The organism is Novosphingobium sp., assembly GCF_020852455.1.
GTDB lineage: Bacteria > Pseudomonadota > Alphaproteobacteria > Sphingomonadales > Sphingomonadaceae > Novosphingobium.
This window is the reverse complement of record NZ_JADZAT010000028.1, coordinates 172,411-193,929: the sequence shown is the minus strand read 5'-3', so window position 1 is coordinate 193,929 and position 21,519 is coordinate 172,411. Positions and strand designations below refer to the sequence as shown.

Here is a 21,519-nt window from a genome sequence, read left to right as displayed (position 1 = left end):
TCGGATGGTGTCAAGGTAGCTTGGAGATTTGCAAAGGAAACTTGACAAATGCGAATCGATATGACAAGGTAGCTTTACAACTTGAGAAGGACGCTTGTCTTATGGACCCGATCATCAAGAATGTGTGCTGGGCCACTGCGCTGATCCTGCTGGCGCTGGCCAACTATGCCGGGCTGATTGCCGACAAGGACGCGAATGTGATGTTCGCGGTGATCCCCGCGCTGTGGGTGGCGACCGGCGGCTTGGGTCATTGCCTGCCGCGCAAGGCGCGGGCATGAGCCTCGCGGCGCGGATTTCCGGGCGTCAGCCGCTGGTCTGGGCCGCGGTGTTCGCCGGCGGCCTGGCGCTGACCGCCTGGTTGGAGCGCAGCGGGCGGATCGGCTGGCCGTGGAATGTGGCGCTGATCGCGCTGTTCGCGCTCAGCCTGCCGCTGATGCGGACAGCGTCGCTCAATCGCGCATCGGGCTGCGGCACGGCCACTCTGGCGCTGCGGGCTTACCAGAACCGTTCGCTGGTCTGGGCGCTGAGTTATGTCGCGCTGCTGGGTGTGGCGCTGACCGCGCGCAACACCTGGCATCCGGCGGGGCCGGTGCTGTGGCTGCTGGCCTTGCTGCCCAGCCTGACGATAGCCTACTATGTCTGGGCGTTGGGGCGCTATCTGGCCGAAGAGGATGACGAATACCAGCGCATGCGCCAGGTTAATTCGGCGCTGATCGCCACCGGGCTGCTGCTGGTGGTCGCATCGACCTGGGGCTTTCTGGAAACCTTCGGAGTGGCGCCGCATGTCGAAGGCTGGTGGTCGGTCGCGGTCTGGGCCGTGGGGCTGGGGCTGGGCAATCTGGTGCAGACGCTGCGCGAGCGGCAGGATGACGCAGCATGAAGAACCGCCTCAAGGTGCTGCGCGCCGAACGTGACTGGAGCCAGCAGGACCTGGCCGAGCGGCTGGGCGTTTCGCGCCAGAGCGTCAACGCGGTCGAAACCGGCAAGTACGATCCCTCGCTGCCGCTGGCTTTCCGCATCGCCGACCTGTTCGAACTGCCGATCGAGGCGATCTTCCAGCGTGACTGACCGCGCCGCTTGCGGCATGGACCGGGGATGATCGAGACCCGGTTTCACACGCTGCCCGATGGCACCCGCCTGGCCTATCGCCACACCCCCGGCAGCGGCCCGGCGCTGGTGTTCCTGCCGGGCTACATGAGCGACATGGCCGGCGGCAAGGCCACTGCGGTGTTCGACTGGGCCGTGGCCCAGGGGCGCGAATGCCTGCTGCTCGATTACTCGGGCTGCGGGGAAAGCGAGGGGAACTTTGCCGAGGGCACGCTGTCCCGCTGGGCAGGGCAGGTGGTGTGCTTGTTGAGTGACCTTTGTGTGCATGGCGTGGTACTGGTTGGTTCGTCGATGGGCGGGTGGCTGATGCTCCTGGTAGCGCTTGAGTTACCGTTGAAAATCAAGGGCCTGATCGGGATCGCTGCCGCGCCGGATTTCACCGAATGGGGTTTCTCGGACGCCCAGAAACAAAGTCTCGCCGCCGGTGAAATTCTCTATGAGGACAACCCCTACGGTCCCGAACCGACCCCGACCCATCCGGCCTTCTGGTCCGACGGACAGGCCAATCGCTTGCTCGACAAGGAAATCTCGCTGCTTTGCCCGGTTCGCCTGATCCACGGTCAGGCCGATCCCGATGTCCCCTGGCAGGTCTCGCTGCGCCTCGCCGCAGCGCTGCGTTCAGCCGATGTGCAGGTCCATCTGGTCAAGGACGGCGATCACCGCCTGTCGCGTCCGCAGGACCTTGCGCTCCTGCTCCAGACCGTGGCGGCCCTGCCCGGAGACTGACCGATGTCGCCTGCCCTCTTGCTGCTTCCCTTGCTCGCCCAGATGGGCCCGGGCGGCGCGGTGCAATTGAAACCGCTTGATATTCAGCGCGAAAAGCCCGCCAAGGTGGTGGCGGCGCAGCAGTCGCCCAAGCTCAAGGACTGCCTCGACCTCGCCATGCAGCGCCCGCCTGACGGGATCGCCCTGGCCGATGCCTGGCTGGCCGAAGCCAAGGCGATGACCGACCGCGCCGCGGCCAGCCAGTGCAAGGCTTTGGCGCTGACCCGGATCGACGGCTGGGGCGAAGCGGGCGCGCTGTTCCTTGCCGCCCGCGCCGATACGCCGGTGCATGAAAGCGGCGAGCGCGCCCGGCTTGGCGCGCTGGCCGGCAATGCCTTGCTGGTGGCGGGCGACACGGCGGGGGCGCTCGCCGCGCTCGACAACGCCCGGGCCGATGCCAATCAGGCGAAGGACCCCCAGCTGGGCGGGGTGATCCAGATTGACCGCGCCCGCGCGCTCGTTGCGCTGGGCCAGGCGGACAGCGCCGCTGCGGCGCTTCGCGAAGCGCGCGAGCTGGTGCCCGACAACGCCCAGGCCTGGCTGCTGTCCGCCACGCTTGCGCGCCGCCAGGGCAAGCTGGGCGAGGCGCAGGGCCAGATCCAGCGCGCGGCCGAGCTGATGCCGGTCGATCCCGAAATCGGCCTCGAAGCCGGGGTAATCGCGGTGCTGGGCGGCCGGGATGAGGCCGCGCGGCGCAGCTGGCAATCGGTGATCAAGGCCGCGCCCGGCAGCGATCATGCCAGGACCGCGCAACTCTATCTTGACCAGTTGGGGGCTGCGCCTACACAACCACCCAGGTGATCGAACTTTCCGTCCTTGATCTTGTCCCGGTGCGCGAAGGCGGCACCGTGGGCGAAGCACTGGCGGAAAGCGCCAAGCTGGCGGCCTGCGCCGAAGCAGCCGGTTACAAGCGGTTCTGGGTGGCCGAACACCACGCGATGGACGGGGTAGCCGGCGGCGCGACCTCGGTCGTGCTGGCGCATATCGGCCAGGCGACCAGCACGATCCGGATCGGGGCCGGCGGGATCATGCTGCCCAACCACAATCCCTTCGTGATCGCCGAACAGTTCGGTACGCTGGAGGCGCTGTTTCCCGGGCGGATCGACCTGGGCCTGGGCCGCGCGCCGGGGGCCGACATGCGGATCTCGCAGGCGCTGCGGCGCGATCTGGCGCGGGTCTCCGACATGTTCCCGCAGGACGTGGTCGAACTGCGCGCGCTGCTAACCGGGGAACCCGAACTGCCGATCCGCGCCACCCCGGGCCTTGGCGCGCAGGTTGAGCTGTGGATGCTCGGCTCCAGCCTGTTCGGCGCGCAGCTCGCCGCGGCGCTGGGCCTGCCCTATGCCTTCGCCTCGCATTTCGCGCCGGACTATCTCGACCAGGCGCTGGAGGTCTATCGCCGCCAGTTCCGCCCCTCAGCCGCGCTGGCCCAGCCGCATGTGATGGTCGCCGCCAATGTGCTGTGCGCCGACAGCGACGAGGAAGCCGCGCTGCTGCTGACCTCGATGGACCAGAGCTTTGTGGCGCTGCGCAGCGGCAATCCGGGGAGGCTGAAACCGCCGCTGCCGGGCTATCGCGACAGCCTGCCGCCCTCGGCGCTGGCCATGCTTGAGCACATGCGCTCGGTCAGCGCGGTTGGCGCGCCGGCCACCGTGGCCGCCAGCCTGGGCCGGATTATCGAGCGGACCCGCGCGGATGAGATCGTGGTATCCGGTGCAACCTTCGATCCGGCGGCGCGGCGGCGTTCGCTCGAATTAACCAAAAAAGCGTTGCAATAGGCCCATTTCCCTAGGGGCAAGGTGGTTGCAGTTGCGACCAGTTGGCTCTACAGTGCGCAAAAATGCTGCCATGCGTAGCAATAAAATAACAAGCAGGAATTAGCGGGTCGCCGGAACCCGCTTGAGGAGCGTTTGCGATGAGTTCGAAGTCCGCGTTGAGCAAGGCCCTGGCCGGGCACCTGGCCGATTCGCTGCTGCCGGGCGATCCGCCCTTTGCCAATGGCGGGCTTGAGCAGGCCACCGCCTTCGTCCTTGGTGCCGCAGCCCAGCGCGATGCCGGGCAGCCGGCGATCATGATTGAATCGATTTCGGGTTCAGCCAGCGAACGCTTCATGCGGATCGCGCTGATCAACGACGACATGCCGTTTCTGGTCGATTCGATCGCCGCCACGGTCGCCGCGCATGGTCTGGCGATCGACCGGTTGCTGCACCCGGTGGTGGCCGTGCGCCGCGACCCTTCGGGCAAGCTGACCGAAGTGCTGGGCGCGCAGGCCGCCGGCGAAAAGCGCGAATCGATGATCTACCTCGAGACCGAGCGCGGCGATGCCCGGGTGCGCCGCGCGCTCGAAACCGCGCTGGCTGCGACGCTGGCCGATGTCCGCGCCGCCGTGGCTGACTGGCCGCGGATGCAGGAAGCGATGGGGCAGGATGCCGATGCGCTGGCCGATGGCGAAGGCGCGGCGCTGCTGCGCTGGTTCAAGGACGGCATGCTGACCCAGTTGGGCCATGTTACCCGCCAGCGCGATGGCAGCCAGAGCGATGCGCTGGGGATCTGCAAGAAGAGCGCCAAGGTCCTGCTCGCCCCGGCAAGCTATGACCGGGCCTTTGCCTGGTTCGATGGCGCCGGCAAGAGCGGCGGGCGCGTGCCGCTGATCATCAAGTCGAACCTGATCGCCAATGTCCACCGCCGCGTGCCGCTTGACCTGTTCCTGGTTCCGGTGATCGACAAGGGCAAGGTTACCGCGCTGTCGGTCCATGCCGGGGTCTGGACAAGCGCCGCGCTGGCCGCAGCGCCCGACCGGATTCCGCGGATGCGCGCGCAGCTGGCCGAACTGATGGCCAAATTCGGGTTCAATCCCAGTGGTCACGCCGGCAAGGCGCTGGTCCATGCCCTGACCGCGCTGCCGCACGACCTGCTGATCGGCTTCTCCGATGCCGACCTTGAACGCATCGCGATGGCGATGATGAGCCTGGTCGATCGTCCGCGTCCGCGTCTGGCGCTGGTGCAGGCGCCGCTTGAACGCCACCTGTTTGCCTTCGTCTGGCTGCCGCGCGATGCGCTGTCCACCACCGTTCGGCTGGGCATTGCCCAGATGCTGAGCCACGCCGCCAATGCCCCTGTGCTCGACTGGAGCCTGCAGGTCGAAGGCAGCAACCTGGCCCTGATCCGCTTCGTGCTCGACATCCGCGATGGCGCGCCGGTTCCCGATGAAGCGCACCTTGACCAGCAATTGCAGGCCATGGTGCGCGGCTGGACCGATGCGGTCGAGGCCGAGATTGCCGCCAGCGAAGAGCCAAGCCGCGCCGCTGCAATCGCCGCGCGCTTTGCCGAAGCCTTCCCGCAGGCCTACCGCACCGCCTATGGCGCGGGCGAGGCGGCAATCGATATCGCCCGCCTGCGCCGCCTGGCCGAAGAGGGTGAGGAAGGCCCGCGTCGCGGCGCCCGCCTGCGCTGCGCCGATGCGATGGATCCGGGCGAACTGCGGCTCAAGCTGTATCAGCGCAGCGGGGCGATTGCGCTGTCGGATGCGGTCCCGGCGCTGGAGAATTTCGGCTTCAAGGTGATCGAGGACGTGCCGACCGACCTTGATGAAGGGCGGATGGGCACGATCCACGATTTCGCGCTGAGCGTTCCCGCCGGGCTCGATTGCACCGCACTGCTGGCCCGCGCGGACGATCTTGAGGCGGCGATTGCCGATGTGCTCAACGCGGCAGCCGAAGACGATCCGTTCAACCGCCTGATCGTGGCCGCCGGGCTTTCGGCGGGTGAGGCGAACTGGCTGCGCGCCTGGTACCGCTATCTGCGCCAGGCCGGGATGACCTATGGCATCCCGACCGTGGTCGATGCCTTGCAGAACGCCGCTGCGGTGACGCGTGGGATCATCGACCTGTTCGCCTGCCGCCACGATCCGGCCTTCAAGGGTGATCGGGCCAAGGCCGAAGCTGCCGCGCAGGATGCGATTCGCGATGGCCTGGCCAAGGTTTCGGCGATCAACGACGATCGCCTGCTGCGCCAGTACCGCGCGCTGGTCGAAGCCATGCTGCGGACCAATGCCTTTGCCCCCGCCGGGCAGGAGGCGCTGGCCTTCAAGCTCGATTCGGCACTGGTTCCGGGCCTGCCCAAGCCGCTGCCCTGGCGCGAGATCTTCGTCTATTCGCGGCGGGTTGAAGGCATCCACCTGCGCGCCGGCCCGGTTGCGCGTGGCGGGCTGCGCTGGTCCGACCGGCGCGATGACTTCCGCACTGAAATCCTTGGACTGATGAAGGCCCAGCGGGTCAAGAACGCGGTGATCGTGCCAACCGGAGCCAAGGGCGGTTTCTATCCCAAGCAGCTGCCCGATCCCAATCGTGATCGCGATGGCTGGCTGGTCGAAGGACGCGAAAGCTACAAGCTGTTCATCCGTACGCTGCTGTCGATCACCGACAACCTTTCGGGCGGCAAGGTGGTCCACCCCAAGACGGTGGTGATCCGTGACAGCGAAGATCCCTATTTCGTGGTCGCCGCCGACAAGGGCACGGCAACCTTCTCCGATACCGCCAATGGTATTGCCGAAGCGCATGACTTCTGGCTTGACGATGCCTTCGCCAGCGGCGGCTCGAAGGGCTATGACCACAAGGCGATGGGGATCACCGCCAAGGGGGCCTGGCTATCGGTCCAGCGGCACTTCCTGGAAATGGGGATCGATGTCCAGAAGGATCCGGTCCGCGTGGCCGGCTGCGGCGACATGTCGGGCGATGTGTTCGGCAATGGCATGCTGCTGTCGCAGACGATCAAGGTGGTCGCGGCTTTCGATCATCGCCACATCTTCCTCGATCCCGATCCCGATCCGGCCAAGAGCTGGACCGAGCGCGCGCGGATGTTCGCGCTGCCGCGCTCCAGCTGGGACGATTACGACAAGAAACTGATTTCGAAGGGCGGCGGCGTCTTTGCCCGCAGCCTCAAGGAAATCCCGCTTTCGCCGCAAGTGCGCGATATGCTGGGGCTGCAGGTCGAAACGATCGATCCCGACAGCCTGATCACCGCGATCCTCAAATCGCAGGTCGATCTGCTGTGGTTCGGCGGGATCGGCACCTATGTGAAAAGCAGCACCGAAAACAACGTCCAGGTCGGTGATCCGGCCAATGATGTGTTGCGGGTCGACGGGGCCGATCTCAACGCCAAGGTGATCGGCGAAGGGGCGAACCTTGGCTGCACCCAGGCCGGCCGGATCGAATTCGCGCTGAAGGGCGCCAATGGCGCCGGCGGACGCATCAACACCGACTTCATTGACAATTCGGCCGGGGTCGATTGTTCGGACAACGAGGTCAACATCAAGATCGCGCTGGCCGGGGCCAAGCGTGCCGGGCGGCTGACCGAACCGGCGCGGGTCAAGCTGCTGACCGAAATGACCGACGAGGTCGGCCATCTGGTGCTTGAGGACAACCGGCTTCAGGCGCTGGCGGTTTCGATCGCGCAGGCCGGCGGGGCCAAGGCCACCGCGTCGCACCTGCACCTGATCGAAACGCTGGAAGGCCTGGGTCAGCTCGATCGCAAGACCGAAGGTCTGGCCGATGCCGAAGTGCTGCTGCGCCGCGCGGCCGATGGCCAGGGCCTGGCCCGACCCGAACTGGCGGTGCTGCTGTCCTGCGCCAAGCTGGCCTTGCAGGAAGCGCTGGAAGATTCGCAGCTACCCGACGATCCGGGGCTGGACAGCGAATTGCTGGCCGCCTTCCCGGTGCCGATGCGCGGCAAATTCAAGCAGGATATCCTTGAACACCGCCTGCGGCGCGAGATCATCGCTACCAAGCTGACCAACCGGATGGTCAACCGGCTGGGGCTGATCCATCCCTACGAACTGGCCGAAGAGGAAGGCGCCACTCTGGCACAGGTCGCTGCGGCCTTTGTCGCAGCCGAACGCCTGCTGGGCATGCCGGCGATCTGGCAGGCGATCGAGGCCAGCGCGATGAGCGAGACCGCGCGCATCCTGCTGTTCGAACGCGCCGCTGCGGCGATGGCCGATCATATGGCCGACCTGCTGCGGGTCGGCAGCGGCACCATGGTGCCATCAAAGCTGGTTGCCGAACTGGAAGGCGGCGTGGGCGAGATCGCGGGCGATCTCGACAGGCTGCTCGCCAGCGAAGCCAAAGCGCAATCAGGCCGGATGCTGACGATGTTGACCGATGCCGGCGCTCCGGCGGCCGAAGCGGCGGCGGTGGCGCGCCTGTTCGACCTCGATGGCGCGATCGGGCTGGCCCGGCTGGCCCGCGAAAAGGGTGTCCCGGCGCGCGAGCTGACCGGTGCCTTCACCGATCTGGGTGCACGGCTGGGACTTGACTGGGCGCAGCAGACCGCCGCGCGGATGAGTCCTTCAGACCCGTGGGAGCGTTTGCTGGTCAATGGTCTGGCGCGCGATTTCCAGCAGATGCGGCTCGACTTCCTGCGCCGCAACGCCGGGAAGAAGGGCGAGGCGGTCCGGGCGGTCGACCGCTGGGCCGAGGATCAGGCCCAGGCAATCCGCCAGTTCCGCACGGTGATCACCCGCGCGCAAGTGGCGGTGCCGGTTGCCCCGGCGATGCTGGCGCAGATCGCCAGCCAGGCCCGGAATTTGCTCGCCCGCTAAAGAGGATCTGGAGGGGTTCGGCTTTCCTACATGGCCGCGCGCTGGCATAGTCGCCGCGCGGCTGGAAACGGCGGCTTTTTGAATCTTTGAACCCTGTGAACTTTGTCAGGTTAGCCGAGCTGGGCCCAGGCCCACTCGGCGGCTTCGGCGACAACCGCGTCCGGGTCCTGGCGCAGCACCTGCACTTGCGGGCGCAGCGTTTGGTCCGCGCTGTTCCCGGCGGCGTAGAGGCAGTTGCGCACGAAGCGGTTGCGGCCGATCCGCTTGATCGGCGAGCCGGAGAACAGTGCACGGAACCCCGCATCGTCGAGCGTCAGCAGCTCGGCGAGGCGCGGTGCGGCCAGCTCGGCGCGCGGCAGGAAGGCCTGCATGGTGCGCGCGGTATCGGCGAACTTGTTCCACGGGCAGACCGCCAGGCAATCGTCGCAGCCATAGATCCGGTTGCCCAGCGCCCTGCGCAGTTCGACCGGGATCGCCGCCTTGTGCTCGATCGTCAGGTAGGAAATGCAGCGCCGGGCATCGAGCCGATAGGGCGCGGGGAAGGCCTGGGTCGGGCAAGCGTCCTGACAGGCCTGGCACGAACCGCAGCGGCCCTTGCCAGCGGCATCGGGCGCGAATGGCAGGGTGGTGTAGATCGCGCCCAGGAACAGCCATGATCCGTGTTCGCGGCTGACCAGATTGGTGTGCTTGCCCTGCCAGCCCAGCCCGGCCGCCGCACCCAGCGGCTTCTCCATCACCGGGGCGGTATCGACGAAGACCTTGACCCCGGCCTCGCCAAATCCGCGTCGCTCCGCCTCGGTCACCAGCCAGCGGGCCAGCGTCTTGAGCGCCTTCTTGACTACGTCGTGATAATCCTTGCCCTGGGCATAGACCGAAATCCGGGCCCGGTCCGGGCGATCCGCCAGCGCCAGCGGATCGAGCGCCGGGGCATAGGACATGCCCAGCGCGATCACGCTCTGCGCTTCGCCCCACAACCCTTGCGGGCTGCGGCGATGCTCCAGCCGGGTCTCCATCCATTCCATCGCGCCGTGGCAGCCGTCGCCCAGCCATTGCTCAAGCCGCGCGGCGCGCAGCGGATCCTCGCGCGCCGGGGCAATTCCGCAGGCGGCAAAGCCCAGCCGCGCGGCCTCGGCTGACAGATCGTCCTGAAGCGATGCGATTTCCGCCACGTTAACCAAACTTCCTGTTGCTCCTGTTCACAGCCGTGCGACTATCGCCCCGTTCCATGAAGCTAGAGGATTGGCAGATGCACGGCAACGCGGGCGGCACTTCGGCGAAACCGCTCGCCATCGAAGCACGCGGGATCGTCAAGCGGTTCGACGGCTTTACCGCGGTTGACGGGATCGATCTGGCGGTGCCCGAAGGGGCAATCTACGGGATCCTTGGCCCCAACGGCGCCGGCAAGACCACCACGCTGCGTATGCTGCTGGGGATCATCGATCCGGATGAAGGCGTGCGCCGGGTGCTGGGCCACGACCGCCCGCACGAGGTTGCCCATACCATCGGCTACCTGCCCGAAGAGCGCGGCCTCTATCCGGCGATGAAGGCCTATGAAGCGATCGCCTTCCTGGGCGCGCTGCGCGGGCTGCCGCTGAAAGAAGGGCGCGAACGCGGCAAGGCGCTGCTTGAAGAGCATGGCCTGGGCTATGCGATCGATCGGCAGATCCGCCAGCTTTCGAAGGGCATGGCCCAGCAGGTCCAGTTGCTGGGCACCCTGGTCCACGAACCCCGGCTGGTCGTTTTCGATGAGCCGTTCTCGGGCCTAGACGCGCTCAACCAGGGCAAGCTCGAACGGATGATCCGCGGTCTGGCCGAAAAGGGCACCACGGTGATCTTCTCGACCCACGTGATCGCCCATGCCGAACGGCTGTGCGATGAAGTGGCGATCATCGCCGGGGGCCGGGTGCCGTTTGCCGGCCCGGTCGATGTGGCGCGCGACCGGATCCGCCCGCAGGTTCGCCTCGAAACCCGCGCCCAGGACGGCCAATGGCGCCAGGCGCTGCCCGCCGATGCCCGGCACGAAGGCAACTTTTGGTACTTCTCGCTGCCCGAAAGCGGGATCGAACCGTTGCTGCGGGCGCTGATCGAAGGCGAGGCGGGGATCCTCTCGCTGTCGATCGAACGCGCCGGCCTCCACGATGCTTTCGTGGCGATCGCCGGTGAAGCGGCCGCGCGCGCGCTGGCCGAGGAAAAGGATGAGGTGCGTCGATGAGCAGTGATACCCGCACCGGCCGGCTTTCGACGCTGCAGGCGGCCTTTGTGATCGCCCGGCGCGATTTCGTCGCGATCCTGTTTTCGCGCAGTTTCTTCTTCTTCCTGCTTGGTCCGCTGTTCCCGATCCTGGTCGGTGGCCTCGCCGGCGGGATCGGGGCCAAGGTGCAGGAAAGCGCCGACCGGCCTGTGCTGGGCATTGCCATGCAGGCCGATGATGCCGCGCGAATGGTGGCGGCGCAGCGATTGCTGGCCCCGCAGCTGGGGCCAAGCATGCCCGATGTGGTGGTGGTCAAGGAACTGAAGCGCGACGAGGCGTTCGATCCGCTCGCGGCCATGAAAAGCAACAAGGCCAACCTCGCTGCAATCGTGACCGGCACGCCCAGGGCCCCGGTGCTGACCGGCTCGGAAGAGCGGATCGGCCAGTGGCAGGGCCGTGTTGCGCTGCTTGCGGCCCAGGCCTCGGGCGCATCGCCCAGCACGTTTCCTGAGGTCAAGCTGGCCGGGATCGCCGCGACCACCCGCGCTGACCAGACCCACAGCCGGGTGGTGACCGCGCAGCTTGGCCAGACCGTGCTGTTCCTGCTCACCATGTTGCTCGCCGGGATGGTGCTGTCGAACCTGGTCGAGGAAAAGGGCAACAAGATCATCGAAGTGCTGGCGGCCGCGATCCCGATGGACGCGGTGTTCCTGGGCAAGCTGTTCGCCATGCTGGCGGTTTCGATGGTCGGGATCACGGTCTGGGCGATGGCCGGCTCGGTGGTCTGGCTGGGAGCCGGGCACAGCCTGGCCGACTATCCGGCACCGGCGGTTGGCTGGCCGACCTTCTTCGCGCTGGGGGTGGTCTACTTCTCGATGGGCTATCTGCTGCTCGGCTCGATCTTCCTGGCGATCGGTTCGATGGCGACAACTGTGCGCGAGGTGCAGACACTGTCGATGCCGGTGACGATGTTGCAGCTGCTCAACTTCTTCTTCGCCAGCTTCGCCATGGCCCAGCCGGGCACCTGGATCGAAAAGGCCGCGATGGTCGTGCCATTCTCCTCGCCCTTCACCATGCTGGCCAAGGCTGCGCAGGATGAGGCGCTGTGGATCCACGGCGCGGCGATTGCCTGGCAGCTGATCTGCGTGGCAGTGCTGGTGCGGCTGGGGGCAAGCCTGTTCAAGACGCGGGTGATGAAGAGCGGGTCGGCGGGCGCCAGCAAGCGCCGCTGGTGGCAGCGCAAGGCGCCGGTCGCCGCCTGACCCTGCGCTCCGTGCAGTTCACCGAGGCGCTATTGACATTTCGGTAAGTTGAGCGGGATAAGTCTCATCAAGCAACGCATCGGTCCGGATGGTGCGTGCGGGAGAGACAGATCATGGCCACGCAGGCAGCAAGCCCCGAACAGTTCACCTATCGTACCTCGCCCACGGTCACCGAGGCGTTCGAGAACTGGCTGAAGGACCACGCGCCCGATCTGCCCAAGCACACCGATCCCTGGGACGTTTCGCGGGCCGATATCTATGCCGAGGACCGCTGGCAGCCGATCTTTGCCGAAATGCGGGCCAAGGCCCCGGTCAACCAGGTCAGGGATACGCCCTACGGCACCTACTGGAACGTCACCACGGTCAAGACCATCCAGCACGTCGAATCGCTGCCCGAACTGTTCTCGTCCTCGTGGGATCGCGGCGGGATCACGATCGGCGATCCGCCAGCTGACGTCAGTCCCGAACGGCTTGAGGAACGCCGCCTGCCGATGTTCATTGCGATGGACCGGCCCGAACATACCGGCCAGCGCCGCACCGTCGCCCCGGCTTTCACCCCTGGTGAAATCGAGAAGATGGCCGAGGAAGTGCGCATGCGCACCGCTGCGGTGCTCGACAGCCTGCCGATCGGCCAGCAGTTTGACTGGGTTGACAAGGTCTCGATCGAACTGACCACCGGCATGCTGGCGATCCTGTTCGGCTTTCCCTGGGAAGACCGCCGCCTGTTGACCTTCTGGTCGGACTGGGCGGGCGGTACCGAACTGGCCTTTGCCAAGGAACTGCACGATACCCGCTGGGAAATCTTCAATGAGATGGCCCAGTACTTCAAGACGCTGTGGGTCGACCGGATGAGCAAGCCGCCGCAGCGCGATCTCATCTCGATGATGATCCATTCGGATGCGATGAACCAGATGAGTCCGCAGGAATTCATGGGCAACCTGATCCTGCTGATCGTCGGCGGCAATGATACCACCCGCAACACCATGTCGGGCATCATCCACGCGCTCGACCAGTTCCCCGACCAGCGCGACCTGTTCGAAAAGGATCCCTCGGTAATTCCGAACGGGGTGCAAGAATGCATCCGTTACCAGACCCCGCTCGCGCACATGCGCCGCACCGCTACCGCAGATTGCGAGCTGTTCGGTAACCAGGTCAAGGCCGGTGACAAGCTGGCGCTGTGGTACATTTCGGGCAACCGCGACGAAGAGGTGTTCCCCGATGCGGACAAGCTGATCCTGACCCGCGAAAACGCCCGTCGGCATGTGGCCTTCGGTTACGGCATCCACCGCTGCGTCGGTGCGCGGCTGGCCGAACTCCAGCTCAAGGTGCTGATGGAGGAAATGCACAAACGCCGGATGCGCGTGCATGTGACCGGCAAGGTCGAACGGGTGCGGGCGAACTTCGTCCATGGTTTCCGCACGCTGGAAACCACCATCGAAAAGTTCTGAGCCGGACTGCAACCTTTTGCGTCAAGCCAGCGAATGATGGCATAAGCGCCCTGCAATGCGCCGTGACCAGGAGGTTTCGATGAACCAGCTATCCCGTCGTTCGCTGCTCGGCTGGCTGGGAACTGGCGTGGCCGGCACCGCGCTGGCCGCCTGTGGCAGCGGCAAGGCCGAGGCCAAGGGCTTTCCGGTGCAGTTCAGCGAAGCCGAATGGAAGAAGCGGCTCAATCCCGAACAGTTCAGGGTCCTGCGCAAGAAGGACACCGAAGTACCCTTCACATCGCCGCTGCTGAAGGAGCACCGCCGGGGAACCTTCGTGTGCGCCGGATGCGCGCAGCCACTGTTTGCAAGCGCTACCAAGTATGACAGCAAGACCGGCTGGCCCAGCTTCTGGCAGGTGCTGCCCAAGGCGATCGGTACCTCGACCGATTGGGAAACCGGCTATCCGCGCACCGAAGTGCACTGCTCGCGCTGCGGCGGGCATCTGGGCCATGTCTTCAACGATGGACCCAAGCCCACCGGCAAGCGCTATTGCATGAACGGTGATGCGCTGCTGTTCCAGCCCGCCCCCGCCTAGGGCCGGACTTTCCAGAGTTTGAGCTCACCGGCATCGGTCGGCAATTGCACTGGCTCGAGCCAGGTCGGGGTCTTGCCGACCAGCAGATCGGCCATCAGCCCCTTGGGCGCGAACTTCGCATAGTTGCGGGCCTCGATCAGGTCTGAGCAGGCGATCACATAGCGCGCGCCATGACGGCGGACGATGGCTTCGGCCATGGCCGGATCGGCCAGGTAGGCGTTGATCACGTCGCTCATCGCTGCGGCCGCCCGGTGATGGCCGGTGGCGATCACGCTGTGCCGGGTTTGCAGCAGCAGGGTCGGGCCGATCTCGAACGGGGCGAACAGGGTGGAAGGCGGGACACTGTCCAACGCCGGCAGCGATCCCGGCAGGCTGCAGCCGCGGCCCAGCACCGGGGCTTCGCCCTGCGGATCGACCGGGGGCGGGGCAAGGGTGTCGCGCAGTTTGCCGGCGGCGAAGCCCGGGACCAGTACCAGCATGATCAGCGGCAGGACCAGCAACCGTGCCGCCAGCTTCATCTCGCTTGCCCGGCGCAGCCATTCCGAAATCGCATAGCCAAGCGGGATCGTGGCGATCGCGGCGGCCACGCCGCTGAACCGGGCGACCAGCACGGCAATCGTGAGTGATCCGGCGAGGACCAGCGTGAAATCGCGCAGCATGGCGCGGCGGCCATTGCTGGCACCAAGCCAGGTCAGCGCGGCAATCGCCAGTCCGGCCAGCGGCGGCACCAGCATCTGGACCATGCTGGGCGCTTCCTGGCGCCAGACCGGCATGCCTTCGAGCACATTGTTGTACCAGACCTGGCGCACCACCGGATCGAGCGCGGCAAAGGGCCCGGCCAGGCAGGCTGGTGACAGCGCAAGATAGACTGCGCCGGTCAGCGCGGCGGCCAGGCCCAGCAGCACCACGATCGCGATCCGCGACAGCGCTTCGAACCGGGCGATCAGGCCCACCAGCAAGGCGGCCAGGGTAAAGGCGATCAGATAGGCCGGAGTGACAGTGTCGCAGTGCAAGTCAAAGGCTGCCCCGCGCGTTGCAAAGAAGCTCGCCAGACTGGTCAGCGCCAGTGCGGCCAGCATCTGCACCAGCCAGCCGCGCTGGCGGGGATCGATCAGCCAGCGCAGTCCCAGGATTGCGGCGAACAGTACGGCAAAGGGCAGCAGTTCAAGGCTGATCGACAGGCCAATCCCCAGCGCGATGCCGATGGTCCAGCCGCCGCGCCGGGCGCTGGGTGAAAGCAGACCGTTGATCGCGGCCAGTTCGGCCACGATCTGCCAGCCGTGGTGATCGATCCGCATCGGTTGAAGCTGCGCCATCGCGGCCAACGCCATGATCCAGACCAGGCACGCGGCATAGGCGGCGCGCTCGCCAAACAGCTTTACCGCAATCCGCGCGGTCAGCAGCATGGCGCACAGCAGCGTGAGCAGCGGCACGATTACCGCTGCGGCCAGTTCAGCCCCGGGTTGCCCAAGGAACGGGCGCAGGGCCAGGATCAGCAGCGCCAGGGGCGTATCGACCAGCCGTGACCAGTGGGTCGCGACGCCCGCGGGCGGGTCAATCCGGTACTGGTGGGCATCGAACCAGTGCTGCCCGGCCAGCAGGTCGCGGACCTGCACCAGACGCAGTGCATCGTCGGGATCGGCCAGCTGGAAATCGTGGATCGAAGTCCAGGTCCGGACGATCAGGATCAGCGCAACGCCCAGCCAGGCAAGCGTGATCCGGGTCCAGAACCCACGCGGGACTGCGTTCATGCTGCGGCGTCCTTGCGGAACACCACCACATCGCGCAGCAGCCAGGTGATCGTAAAGCTGGCGCCGATCGCAACCAGTTTGGCTAGGCGCGGGTCAAGCCCCAGCATGGCGCCGCCGCTCACGATCGCGGTGGTGACGCCCAGGCCGATCAGTGCGGAGACGACGAACAGTGCCTTCTGGCGGGTACGGGCGGTGCCGTGTGCGGCCACGCTGCCCGTAAAGACTTTGCGGCTCGACACCAGCCAGTGGACCACGATGCCCAGCGCATAGCCCGCAGCAGCGGCTAGTCCGGGGGCAAGGCCCAGCGAAAGCAAGGCCAGGAAGCTCGCCATGTCGCAGCCCAGCGCGATGACGCTGGCGCCCAGATAGCGCACCAGCACCACACGGCGCAGCTGTTGCAGGGTGGCGAGCATGGCGGGCTATCCTCAGGCGGCGTCGCGGCGTTTGTCGGCTGCGATCCGCTCGGGCACTTCGCGCACCGAAGCCAGCGCAGCGGCCTGGTCCTCGTTCACCGCGCGGCGGCCTTCGGGTAGCTTTACCTGCTCACCCTCGTCGCCGGCTTCGTGATATTCGGCATCCTCGTTGACGCACCAGGTGTCATAGACGCGGGTTCCGGCGATTATGTTCTCGACCGTCAGCATTGCGGTCATCATCGCGTGGTCCTGGTTGTTGTAACGGTGCATGCCATTGCGGCCGACCAGATGCAGCGTCGGGTGACGTTCCTCCAACTCGGCGCGCATCGCGGCGACATGGCTGGCATAGTCCTCGTCATAGACCGGATAGGCCTTTTCCTGACGGACGACCGCACCGCCGATCACCTGCTCGGCTGAAACCAGTCCCAGCTGGGCCAGTTCGCGGGTGGCCAGTTCGATCAGATCGTTATCGGCCATCGACCACAGCCCGTCGCCTTCGAAGCAGAAGTATTCCAGGCCCACGCAGGCCACGCTTTCATCGGGCACCATTTCGGGCGACCACGAACGGAAGTTCTGGATCCGGCCAACCTTGACCTTGCTGTCATGGATATAGATCCAGTTGTCGGGGAACAGGTCCTCGGCCTTGATCTTCAGTGCCACGGTCAGGAAGTCGCGATAGCGCAGCTGCTTGGCCTCGATGCTGGTCGCCGGCAGCGGATGCAGCCGTGCGGCCAGTTCGCGCATCGGCGCGGAGGAGATCGCGTGCTTGGCGCGGATCGTCACTTCGCCGCCGTCGTGCGTCGCGGTCAGGCGCCAGCCCTGCTTGCCGTCGCTGGCAAGCTGCTTGAGCGCATGGCCCATCAACACTTCACCCTTGCCCGTCGCGACCATCTTGTCGCGCGCGGCGTCCCACATCATGCCGGGACCCTGGCGCGGGTAACGGAAGGTTTCGAGCAGGGTCTTCACTTCCTGCCCGTCGTTGGGCTTCTTGTTAAGCCCCAGGCTGCGCTTGAGGCCATCGACCACTGCGCCCCACAGGCTCAGGCCCTTGATCCGCTGCGCGGCCCAGTCGGCGCTCATCTCGTCACAGGGCATGCCCCAGACCTTCTCGGTGTAGGTCTTGAAGAAGATCGAATAGAGCTTCCAGCCGAACTGGTTGACGGTCCAGTCCTCGAAACTCTTGACCTGCTTGTTGGGGAACACCTGCGCCTTGGCGAAGCTTGCCATGCACAAGGCCGAGCGGATGATGCCCAGGTTCCACAATGCCTCGAAGGCACGCAGCGGGTAGGAGTAGAACTTGCCCTCGTAATAGATCCGGCTCATCCGCGGGCGCTGGATGAAATCGTCGGGCAGGATTTCGTTCCACAGGTCGACCACCTGCTGGCTCTTCGAAAAGAACCGGTGTCCGCCGATGTCAAAGCGGTAGCCTTCGTGCTCGACCGTGCGGCTGATTCCGCCGACATAGGTCGCGTCCTTCTCGATGACGGCGACACTGAGTCCGGCCTTGGTCAGCAGGTAACCGGCGGTCAGACCGGCTGGGCCGGCCCCGATAATTGCGACATCGACCGACTTTTCACGGTTTTTCGTGGCTTTTTGCGATCCGGTGAAACCTGCGACAGACATTTTGCCCCCAATTGAAGTGTGGCGGCAGAAGTGAAGGAAAATGCCTAATCGATGGTTAACGCGCGGCGTGAATCAGGCATTTTCGCTGGCTCAGCTGATGGTTGCTGCAACTGGCGGGTCAGCTGGGCCAGTTCGTCAAGCCGGAAGCCCTCCTGAAAGACCAGGCCGTGCAGGCCGCCACGGCGCCAGCGGACCCGGGCATGCAAAAGTGGCAGCGCGGGCGCTTCGATCCGGGCCTGGGCGCCCAGAGGCAGCGACCGGTCAAGCGCGATTGCGGCACCGTGCTGCGAAATGTCGCACAATCGCCCTGGGGTGGCGAGGCCGCCCGACACCAGCATCAAGACCAGCGGCGGGTTGAGCCTTAACCGCAGATGGCGCTTGGGGAACGGCCCGGCTTCGTCGATCAGTTTCTGAACATCGCGCGGCCCTCCGGCAAACCTGAAGCCTGCCTGCAAGTCGCGCTGCCAGACGCATTCCAGGCTGAGCCGTTCACCGCTGCCCAACTCAATTTCGCACTGGCTCTCAATTGCGAGGTCGTGAAACAACCGGACCTTCAATCCGCGATCGGAGACGTCGCGGACCAGGCACAGGTATTCGCCTTGACCGGTAACCAGCTTCGCCGCGCGCAGCAGCAGGGTATAGCGCTGGCCCGTCCGCTGATCCGGCGGCCGTTCGGTGGAACTGTCATTCTTGCGGCGCCTGGCTGCCATGGGGTCCTCCGCGCGGTCGGAACCTGCCGCCAGCGCTGGCACCCGTGCTAGCCGCTCTTGGCGAAGGCGGCCCTTATCGGTGACTAGGGGAATATTCGTGGTGCGGACGGTGGGACTCGAACCCACACGAGCAAGGCTCAGGGGATTTTAAGTCCCCGGCGTCTACCATTCCGCCACGTCCGCTCCGGTGCTGGCGCAATTTGCGCCATGCCGGGCTGCGAATAGTCTCGCGCCTTCAAAATTGCGAGTCTTGCGGAAACGCCTGCCCCCGATCAATTTCAATCCGCATTCAGGCGCGCGCGCATTTCCTTGCCAGGCTTGAAATAGGGCACCTTCTTGCCCGGCACGCTTACGGCTTCGCCGGTGCGCGGGTTGCGGCCCTTGCGGGCATCACGCTCACGCGTGGAGAAGGCACCAAAGCCGCGCAGTTCAACCCGGCCGCCTGTGGCCAGGCGCGCCGCGATTTCGTCGAAGAAGGTTCCGACGATCTTCTCGATTTCTTCCATGCGCAGCCCGGGATTTTCCTGGGCCAATGCCTGCAGCAGTTCGGAACGGATCATTTCACGCCTTTCAGCGGGCTGCCCTGCGGCAACCCGTACCTCGATTGGGAAAAAGCGCGGCACAGCTTCCGACCCGGAGCAAGCAGCACTGCACAAAACGATAGTGCCAAAACCCTTGGCGCTACGCAATCATAGAATATGGTAAAAAATTACAATTTCTCGGCGAGCAGGTCGGCTGGCGTGATCCCCAACCGCTCGATGCGCCGCGCAATCAGCGGCCACTCGCGCGAGAGGAACGCCTCACGCTCGCTCTGGCGCAGTTTCATTGCCGCACCGCGCGCCACGAACATGCCCACGCCGCGCTGCACCTCAACCAGGCCGTCCAGCTGGAATTGCTGGTAGGCCTTGGCCACGGTCAGCGGATTGGCGCCCTGTTCGGCGGCAAAGGCCCGAACCGAGGGTAGCATCCCGCCTTCGCCATAAGTTCCATCGATAATCGCTGCGGCAATGATGTCGCGCAATTTGAGGTATACGGGCTTGTTCTCAGGCATGGTGCATCAGTGCCATAATACAGCGTTGCAGGCAAGCGGAAACAGGCAGAGGCCCGCTATTCGCAAGGGCATTTCAAGCCCGCGCAACTTTTGCGCTTTGCAGGGCCGAAAAGGCCGCTAATCTCCTCCGATCCAGCGCCGACCGATTTGGTCGGCGAGTGCCATGAAGACAACGAGGGGAGCTTTTGCGGCACCATGACCAATCCAATTGATGATGCGGCAGCCGAACCCGGCGCCGTTCCTGTAGATGTAACTACGATTCATCCCGGCCCCTCTGGTGGCGGGGAATGGTTCGGCCATCCGCGCCAGCTGGCCCGGTTGTTCAGCACGGAAATGTGGGAGCGGTTCGGCTACTACGGAATGCGCGCGTTGCTGACGTTGTACTTGGCGCAGCATTTCCTGTTCAGCGATACCACCACCACAGGTGTCTATGGTGGCTTCACAGCTCTGGTTTACCTTACTCCGCTGATTGGCGGACTGCTGGCCGACCGCTATCTTGGTTCAAAGCGGGCGGTGAAATTCGGGGCGATCGTCATGGCGATCGGCTATCTGATCCTCAGCTATCAGGGCGATCCGGCTAAGCCGTTCGCCATGATCGAAGGCCAGCGCTATGAAGTGGCTATCGAAGGCAAGGGCGACGCCCGCCAGCAATTCGTGGTGGATGCTGGCCAGAAGCTGCTGATTAAAGGCAACGACGACAAGACCGTCTCATTGCTCGATGCCGGCGGCAAGGAAGTCCGCAAGATTGCCGACGGCCAGTTCAAGTCGGATGGTGAGCGTTCACCTACCACAGTGTTCCTGTTGCTAACCGGCCTCGCGCTGGTGACCATTGGCAATGGCTTCTTCAAGCCCAACATCTCGACCATGGTTGGTTCGCTCTATGCTCCCGGCGACGGGCGCCGCGATGCGGGCTTCACGATCTTCTACATGGGGATCAACCTGGGTTCGTTGTTCTCGCAGTTCCTCTGCCCGCTGCTCGCACTGGGCATGGGCTCGTGGGAAGGGATCGGTTGGTGGGCCGGCTTCCTGCTCGCTTCGGCCGGCATGTTCCTGTCATGGGCGCTGATCCAGTTCGATGGCGGCGCGCTTGACAGCGTTGGCAATCGCCCGGCCGATGCCCCGGCCAACAAGGACCTGCTGATCTATGTCGGTGCGCTGGCCATGGCCCCGGTGGTCTGGCTGCTGTTCTCGAACCTGATGGGCTATGTCCGTCCCGAAGCCGGTGCGGGCCTGGTGGGCTATTTCATGGGCCTGCCGATCATGGGCAAGATGATGTTCGGCACATTCCTGGTGGCGGTTCCCGCGATCCTGTTCTGGGCCTGGAAGAACGGCAGCAAGCAGGAGTTCCAGATGATGCTGGCGGCCATGGTGCTGATCACGTTCAACACCGTGTTCTGGACCTTGTTCGAACAGGCAGGCTCGTCGTTGACGCTCTTTGCCGAACGCAACACAAACCTGTCGGTTTTCGGGCTGTTCGAAATCAACGCCGCACAAACCCAGATCTTCAACGCACTGTTCATCGTGCTGCTGGCCCCGGTCTTTTCGGCGTTGTGGATCCGACTTTCCAACCGCGGGCTTGAGCCGACTATTCCGATGAAGTTCGCGGTAGCGCTAATGGGCGTTGGCGCGGGTTTCCTGTTTCTGGTTTTCGGAGCTCAATTCGCCGATGGCCAGTTCCAGGTCGGGCTGTGGTGGCTGGCCGGGCTCTATCTGATCCACTCGATGGCCGAGTTGCTGATTTCACCGGTCGGCCTGTCGATGATCACCAAGCTGTCGATTGCACGTATCGTCGGGCTGATGATGGGGGTCTGGTTCCTGTCGATCTCGGTCGCGCAATATGTCGCGGGCGTGGTTGCCCAGTTCGCCAGTGTCGAAACCGTTGGCGGCCAGGTCACCAATCTCAAGGTCAGCCTCGATACCTATGTCGGCGTGTTCACTACGATCGGCTGGGTCTCGGTGGGGATCGGGGCGCTGCTGATGGTGCTGGCGATCCCGCTCAAGAAACTGATGCACGGAGTGAAATAGG

At 65.2% G+C, this 21,519-nt stretch carries 19 protein-coding genes and 1 tRNA gene; 12 read left to right on the top strand and 8 right to left on the bottom strand.

Features of this window, described 5'->3' with window-relative positions:
• Positions 1–101 precede the first annotated feature (101 nt).
• The 7 genes from IT549_RS12845 (at position 102) to IT549_RS12815 (ending at position 8,470) form a co-directional block, all read left to right on the top strand.
• Positions 102–278 (top strand): hypothetical protein, encoded by a 177-nt coding sequence (locus IT549_RS12845; RefSeq protein ID WP_292973789.1) that lies wholly within the window; start codon positions 102–104, stop codon positions 276–278.
• Complete coding sequence (locus IT549_RS12840; protein ID WP_292973787.1) at positions 275–880, top strand: hypothetical protein; 606 nt, start codon at positions 275–277, stop codon at positions 878–880. Before IT549_RS12845 ends, IT549_RS12840 begins: the two co-directional genes overlap by 4 nt.
• Complete coding sequence (locus tag IT549_RS12835) at positions 877–1,068, top strand: helix-turn-helix transcriptional regulator (protein WP_292973785.1); 192 nt, start codon at positions 877–879, stop codon at positions 1,066–1,068. Before IT549_RS12840 ends, IT549_RS12835 begins: the two co-directional genes overlap by 4 nt.
• Before the next feature lie 27 nt (positions 1,069–1,095).
• Positions 1,096–1,833, top strand: coding sequence for an alpha/beta hydrolase (locus IT549_RS12830; RefSeq protein WP_292973783.1), 738 nt, complete (start codon positions 1,096–1,098; stop codon positions 1,831–1,833).
• Positions 1,834–1,836: 3 nt separating this feature from the next.
• Entirely contained in the window at positions 1,837–2,673 is an 837-nt protein-coding gene (locus tag IT549_RS12825) for a tetratricopeptide repeat protein (RefSeq protein ID WP_292973781.1), read from the top strand.
• On the top strand, positions 2,670–3,650 hold the full coding sequence (locus IT549_RS12820) for an LLM class flavin-dependent oxidoreductase (RefSeq protein ID WP_292973779.1): 981 nt from the start codon (positions 2,670–2,672) through the stop codon (positions 3,648–3,650). Before IT549_RS12825 ends, IT549_RS12820 begins: the two co-directional genes overlap by 4 nt.
• Positions 3,651–3,787: 137 nt before the next feature.
• A complete protein-coding gene (locus IT549_RS12815) occupies positions 3,788–8,470 on the top strand; it encodes an NAD-glutamate dehydrogenase domain-containing protein (protein ID WP_292973777.1) in 4,683 nt (1,560 codons plus the stop codon).
• Between the two features lie 110 nt (positions 8,471–8,580).
• On the opposite strand, the gene queG is transcribed toward IT549_RS12815, so the two are convergent.
• The gene (queG, locus tag IT549_RS12810) at positions 8,581–9,648 is read right to left on the bottom strand and encodes a tRNA epoxyqueuosine(34) reductase QueG (RefSeq protein WP_292973775.1); all 1,068 of its coding nucleotides are present in this window, start codon (positions 9,646–9,648) and stop codon (positions 8,581–8,583) included.
• Between the two features lie 47 nt (positions 9,649–9,695).
• Between queG and IT549_RS12805 the strand changes: the two genes are divergently transcribed.
• The 4 genes from IT549_RS12805 to msrB all read left to right on the top strand — a co-directional run bounded on the left by IT549_RS12805 (position 9,696) and on the right by msrB (position 13,945).
• Positions 9,696–10,682, top strand: coding sequence for an ATP-binding cassette domain-containing protein (locus IT549_RS12805; RefSeq protein ID WP_292973773.1), 987 nt, complete (start codon positions 9,696–9,698; stop codon positions 10,680–10,682).
• Positions 10,679–11,923 (top strand): ABC transporter permease, encoded by a 1,245-nt coding sequence (locus IT549_RS12800; protein ID WP_292973771.1) that lies wholly within the window; start codon positions 10,679–10,681, stop codon positions 11,921–11,923. Before IT549_RS12805 ends, IT549_RS12800 begins: the two co-directional genes overlap by 4 nt.
• Before the next feature lie 113 nt (positions 11,924–12,036).
• On the top strand, positions 12,037–13,371 hold the full coding sequence (locus IT549_RS12795) for a cytochrome P450 (RefSeq protein ID WP_292973769.1): 1,335 nt from the start codon (positions 12,037–12,039) through the stop codon (positions 13,369–13,371).
• A gap of 79 nt (positions 13,372–13,450) precedes the next feature.
• On the top strand, positions 13,451–13,945 hold the full coding sequence (gene msrB, locus IT549_RS12790; RefSeq protein WP_292973767.1) for a peptide-methionine (R)-S-oxide reductase MsrB: 495 nt from the start codon (positions 13,451–13,453) through the stop codon (positions 13,943–13,945).
• Here msrB and IT549_RS12785 read toward each other — a convergent pair.
• The 7 genes from IT549_RS12785 to IT549_RS12755 all read right to left on the bottom strand — a co-directional run bounded on the left by IT549_RS12785 (position 13,942) and on the right by IT549_RS12755 (position 19,493).
• Positions 13,942–15,696, bottom strand: coding sequence for a hypothetical protein (locus IT549_RS12785; protein ID WP_292973765.1), 1,755 nt, complete (start codon positions 15,694–15,696; stop codon positions 13,942–13,944). The two genes, msrB and IT549_RS12785, sit on opposite strands and share 4 nt — an antisense overlap.
• On the bottom strand, positions 15,693–16,109 hold the full coding sequence (locus tag IT549_RS12780) for a GtrA family protein (protein ID WP_292973763.1): 417 nt from the start codon (positions 16,107–16,109) through the stop codon (positions 15,693–15,695). The genes IT549_RS12785 and IT549_RS12780 overlap by 4 nt, the downstream gene beginning before the upstream one ends.
• Before the next feature lie 12 nt (positions 16,110–16,121).
• Positions 16,122–17,732, bottom strand: a complete 1,611-nt coding sequence (locus IT549_RS12775; RefSeq protein ID WP_292973761.1) for an NAD(P)/FAD-dependent oxidoreductase — start codon at positions 17,730–17,732, stop codon at positions 16,122–16,124.
• A 44-nt stretch (positions 17,733–17,776) separates the two neighbouring features.
• Positions 17,777–18,442: a PilZ domain-containing protein gene (locus tag IT549_RS12770; protein WP_292973759.1), complete on the bottom strand. Its 666-nt coding sequence runs from the start codon at positions 18,440–18,442 to the stop codon at positions 17,777–17,779.
• Positions 18,443–18,540: 98 nt separating this feature from the next.
• Positions 18,541–18,625, bottom strand: a tRNA-Leu gene (locus tag IT549_RS12765).
• A gap of 95 nt (positions 18,626–18,720) precedes the next feature.
• Complete coding sequence (locus tag IT549_RS12760; RefSeq protein WP_292973757.1) at positions 18,721–19,002, bottom strand: integration host factor subunit beta; 282 nt, start codon at positions 19,000–19,002, stop codon at positions 18,721–18,723.
• Positions 19,003–19,151: 149 nt separating this feature from the next.
• Positions 19,152–19,493, bottom strand: a complete 342-nt coding sequence (locus IT549_RS12755) for a GntR family transcriptional regulator (protein WP_292973755.1) — start codon at positions 19,491–19,493, stop codon at positions 19,152–19,154.
• 195 nt (positions 19,494–19,688) lie between these two features.
• Here IT549_RS12755 and IT549_RS12750 point away from each other — a divergent pair, with 195 nt between their 5' ends.
• Complete coding sequence (locus IT549_RS12750; protein ID WP_292973753.1) at positions 19,689–21,518, top strand: peptide MFS transporter; 1,830 nt, start codon at positions 19,689–19,691, stop codon at positions 21,516–21,518.
• Position 21,519 lies beyond the last annotated feature (1 nt).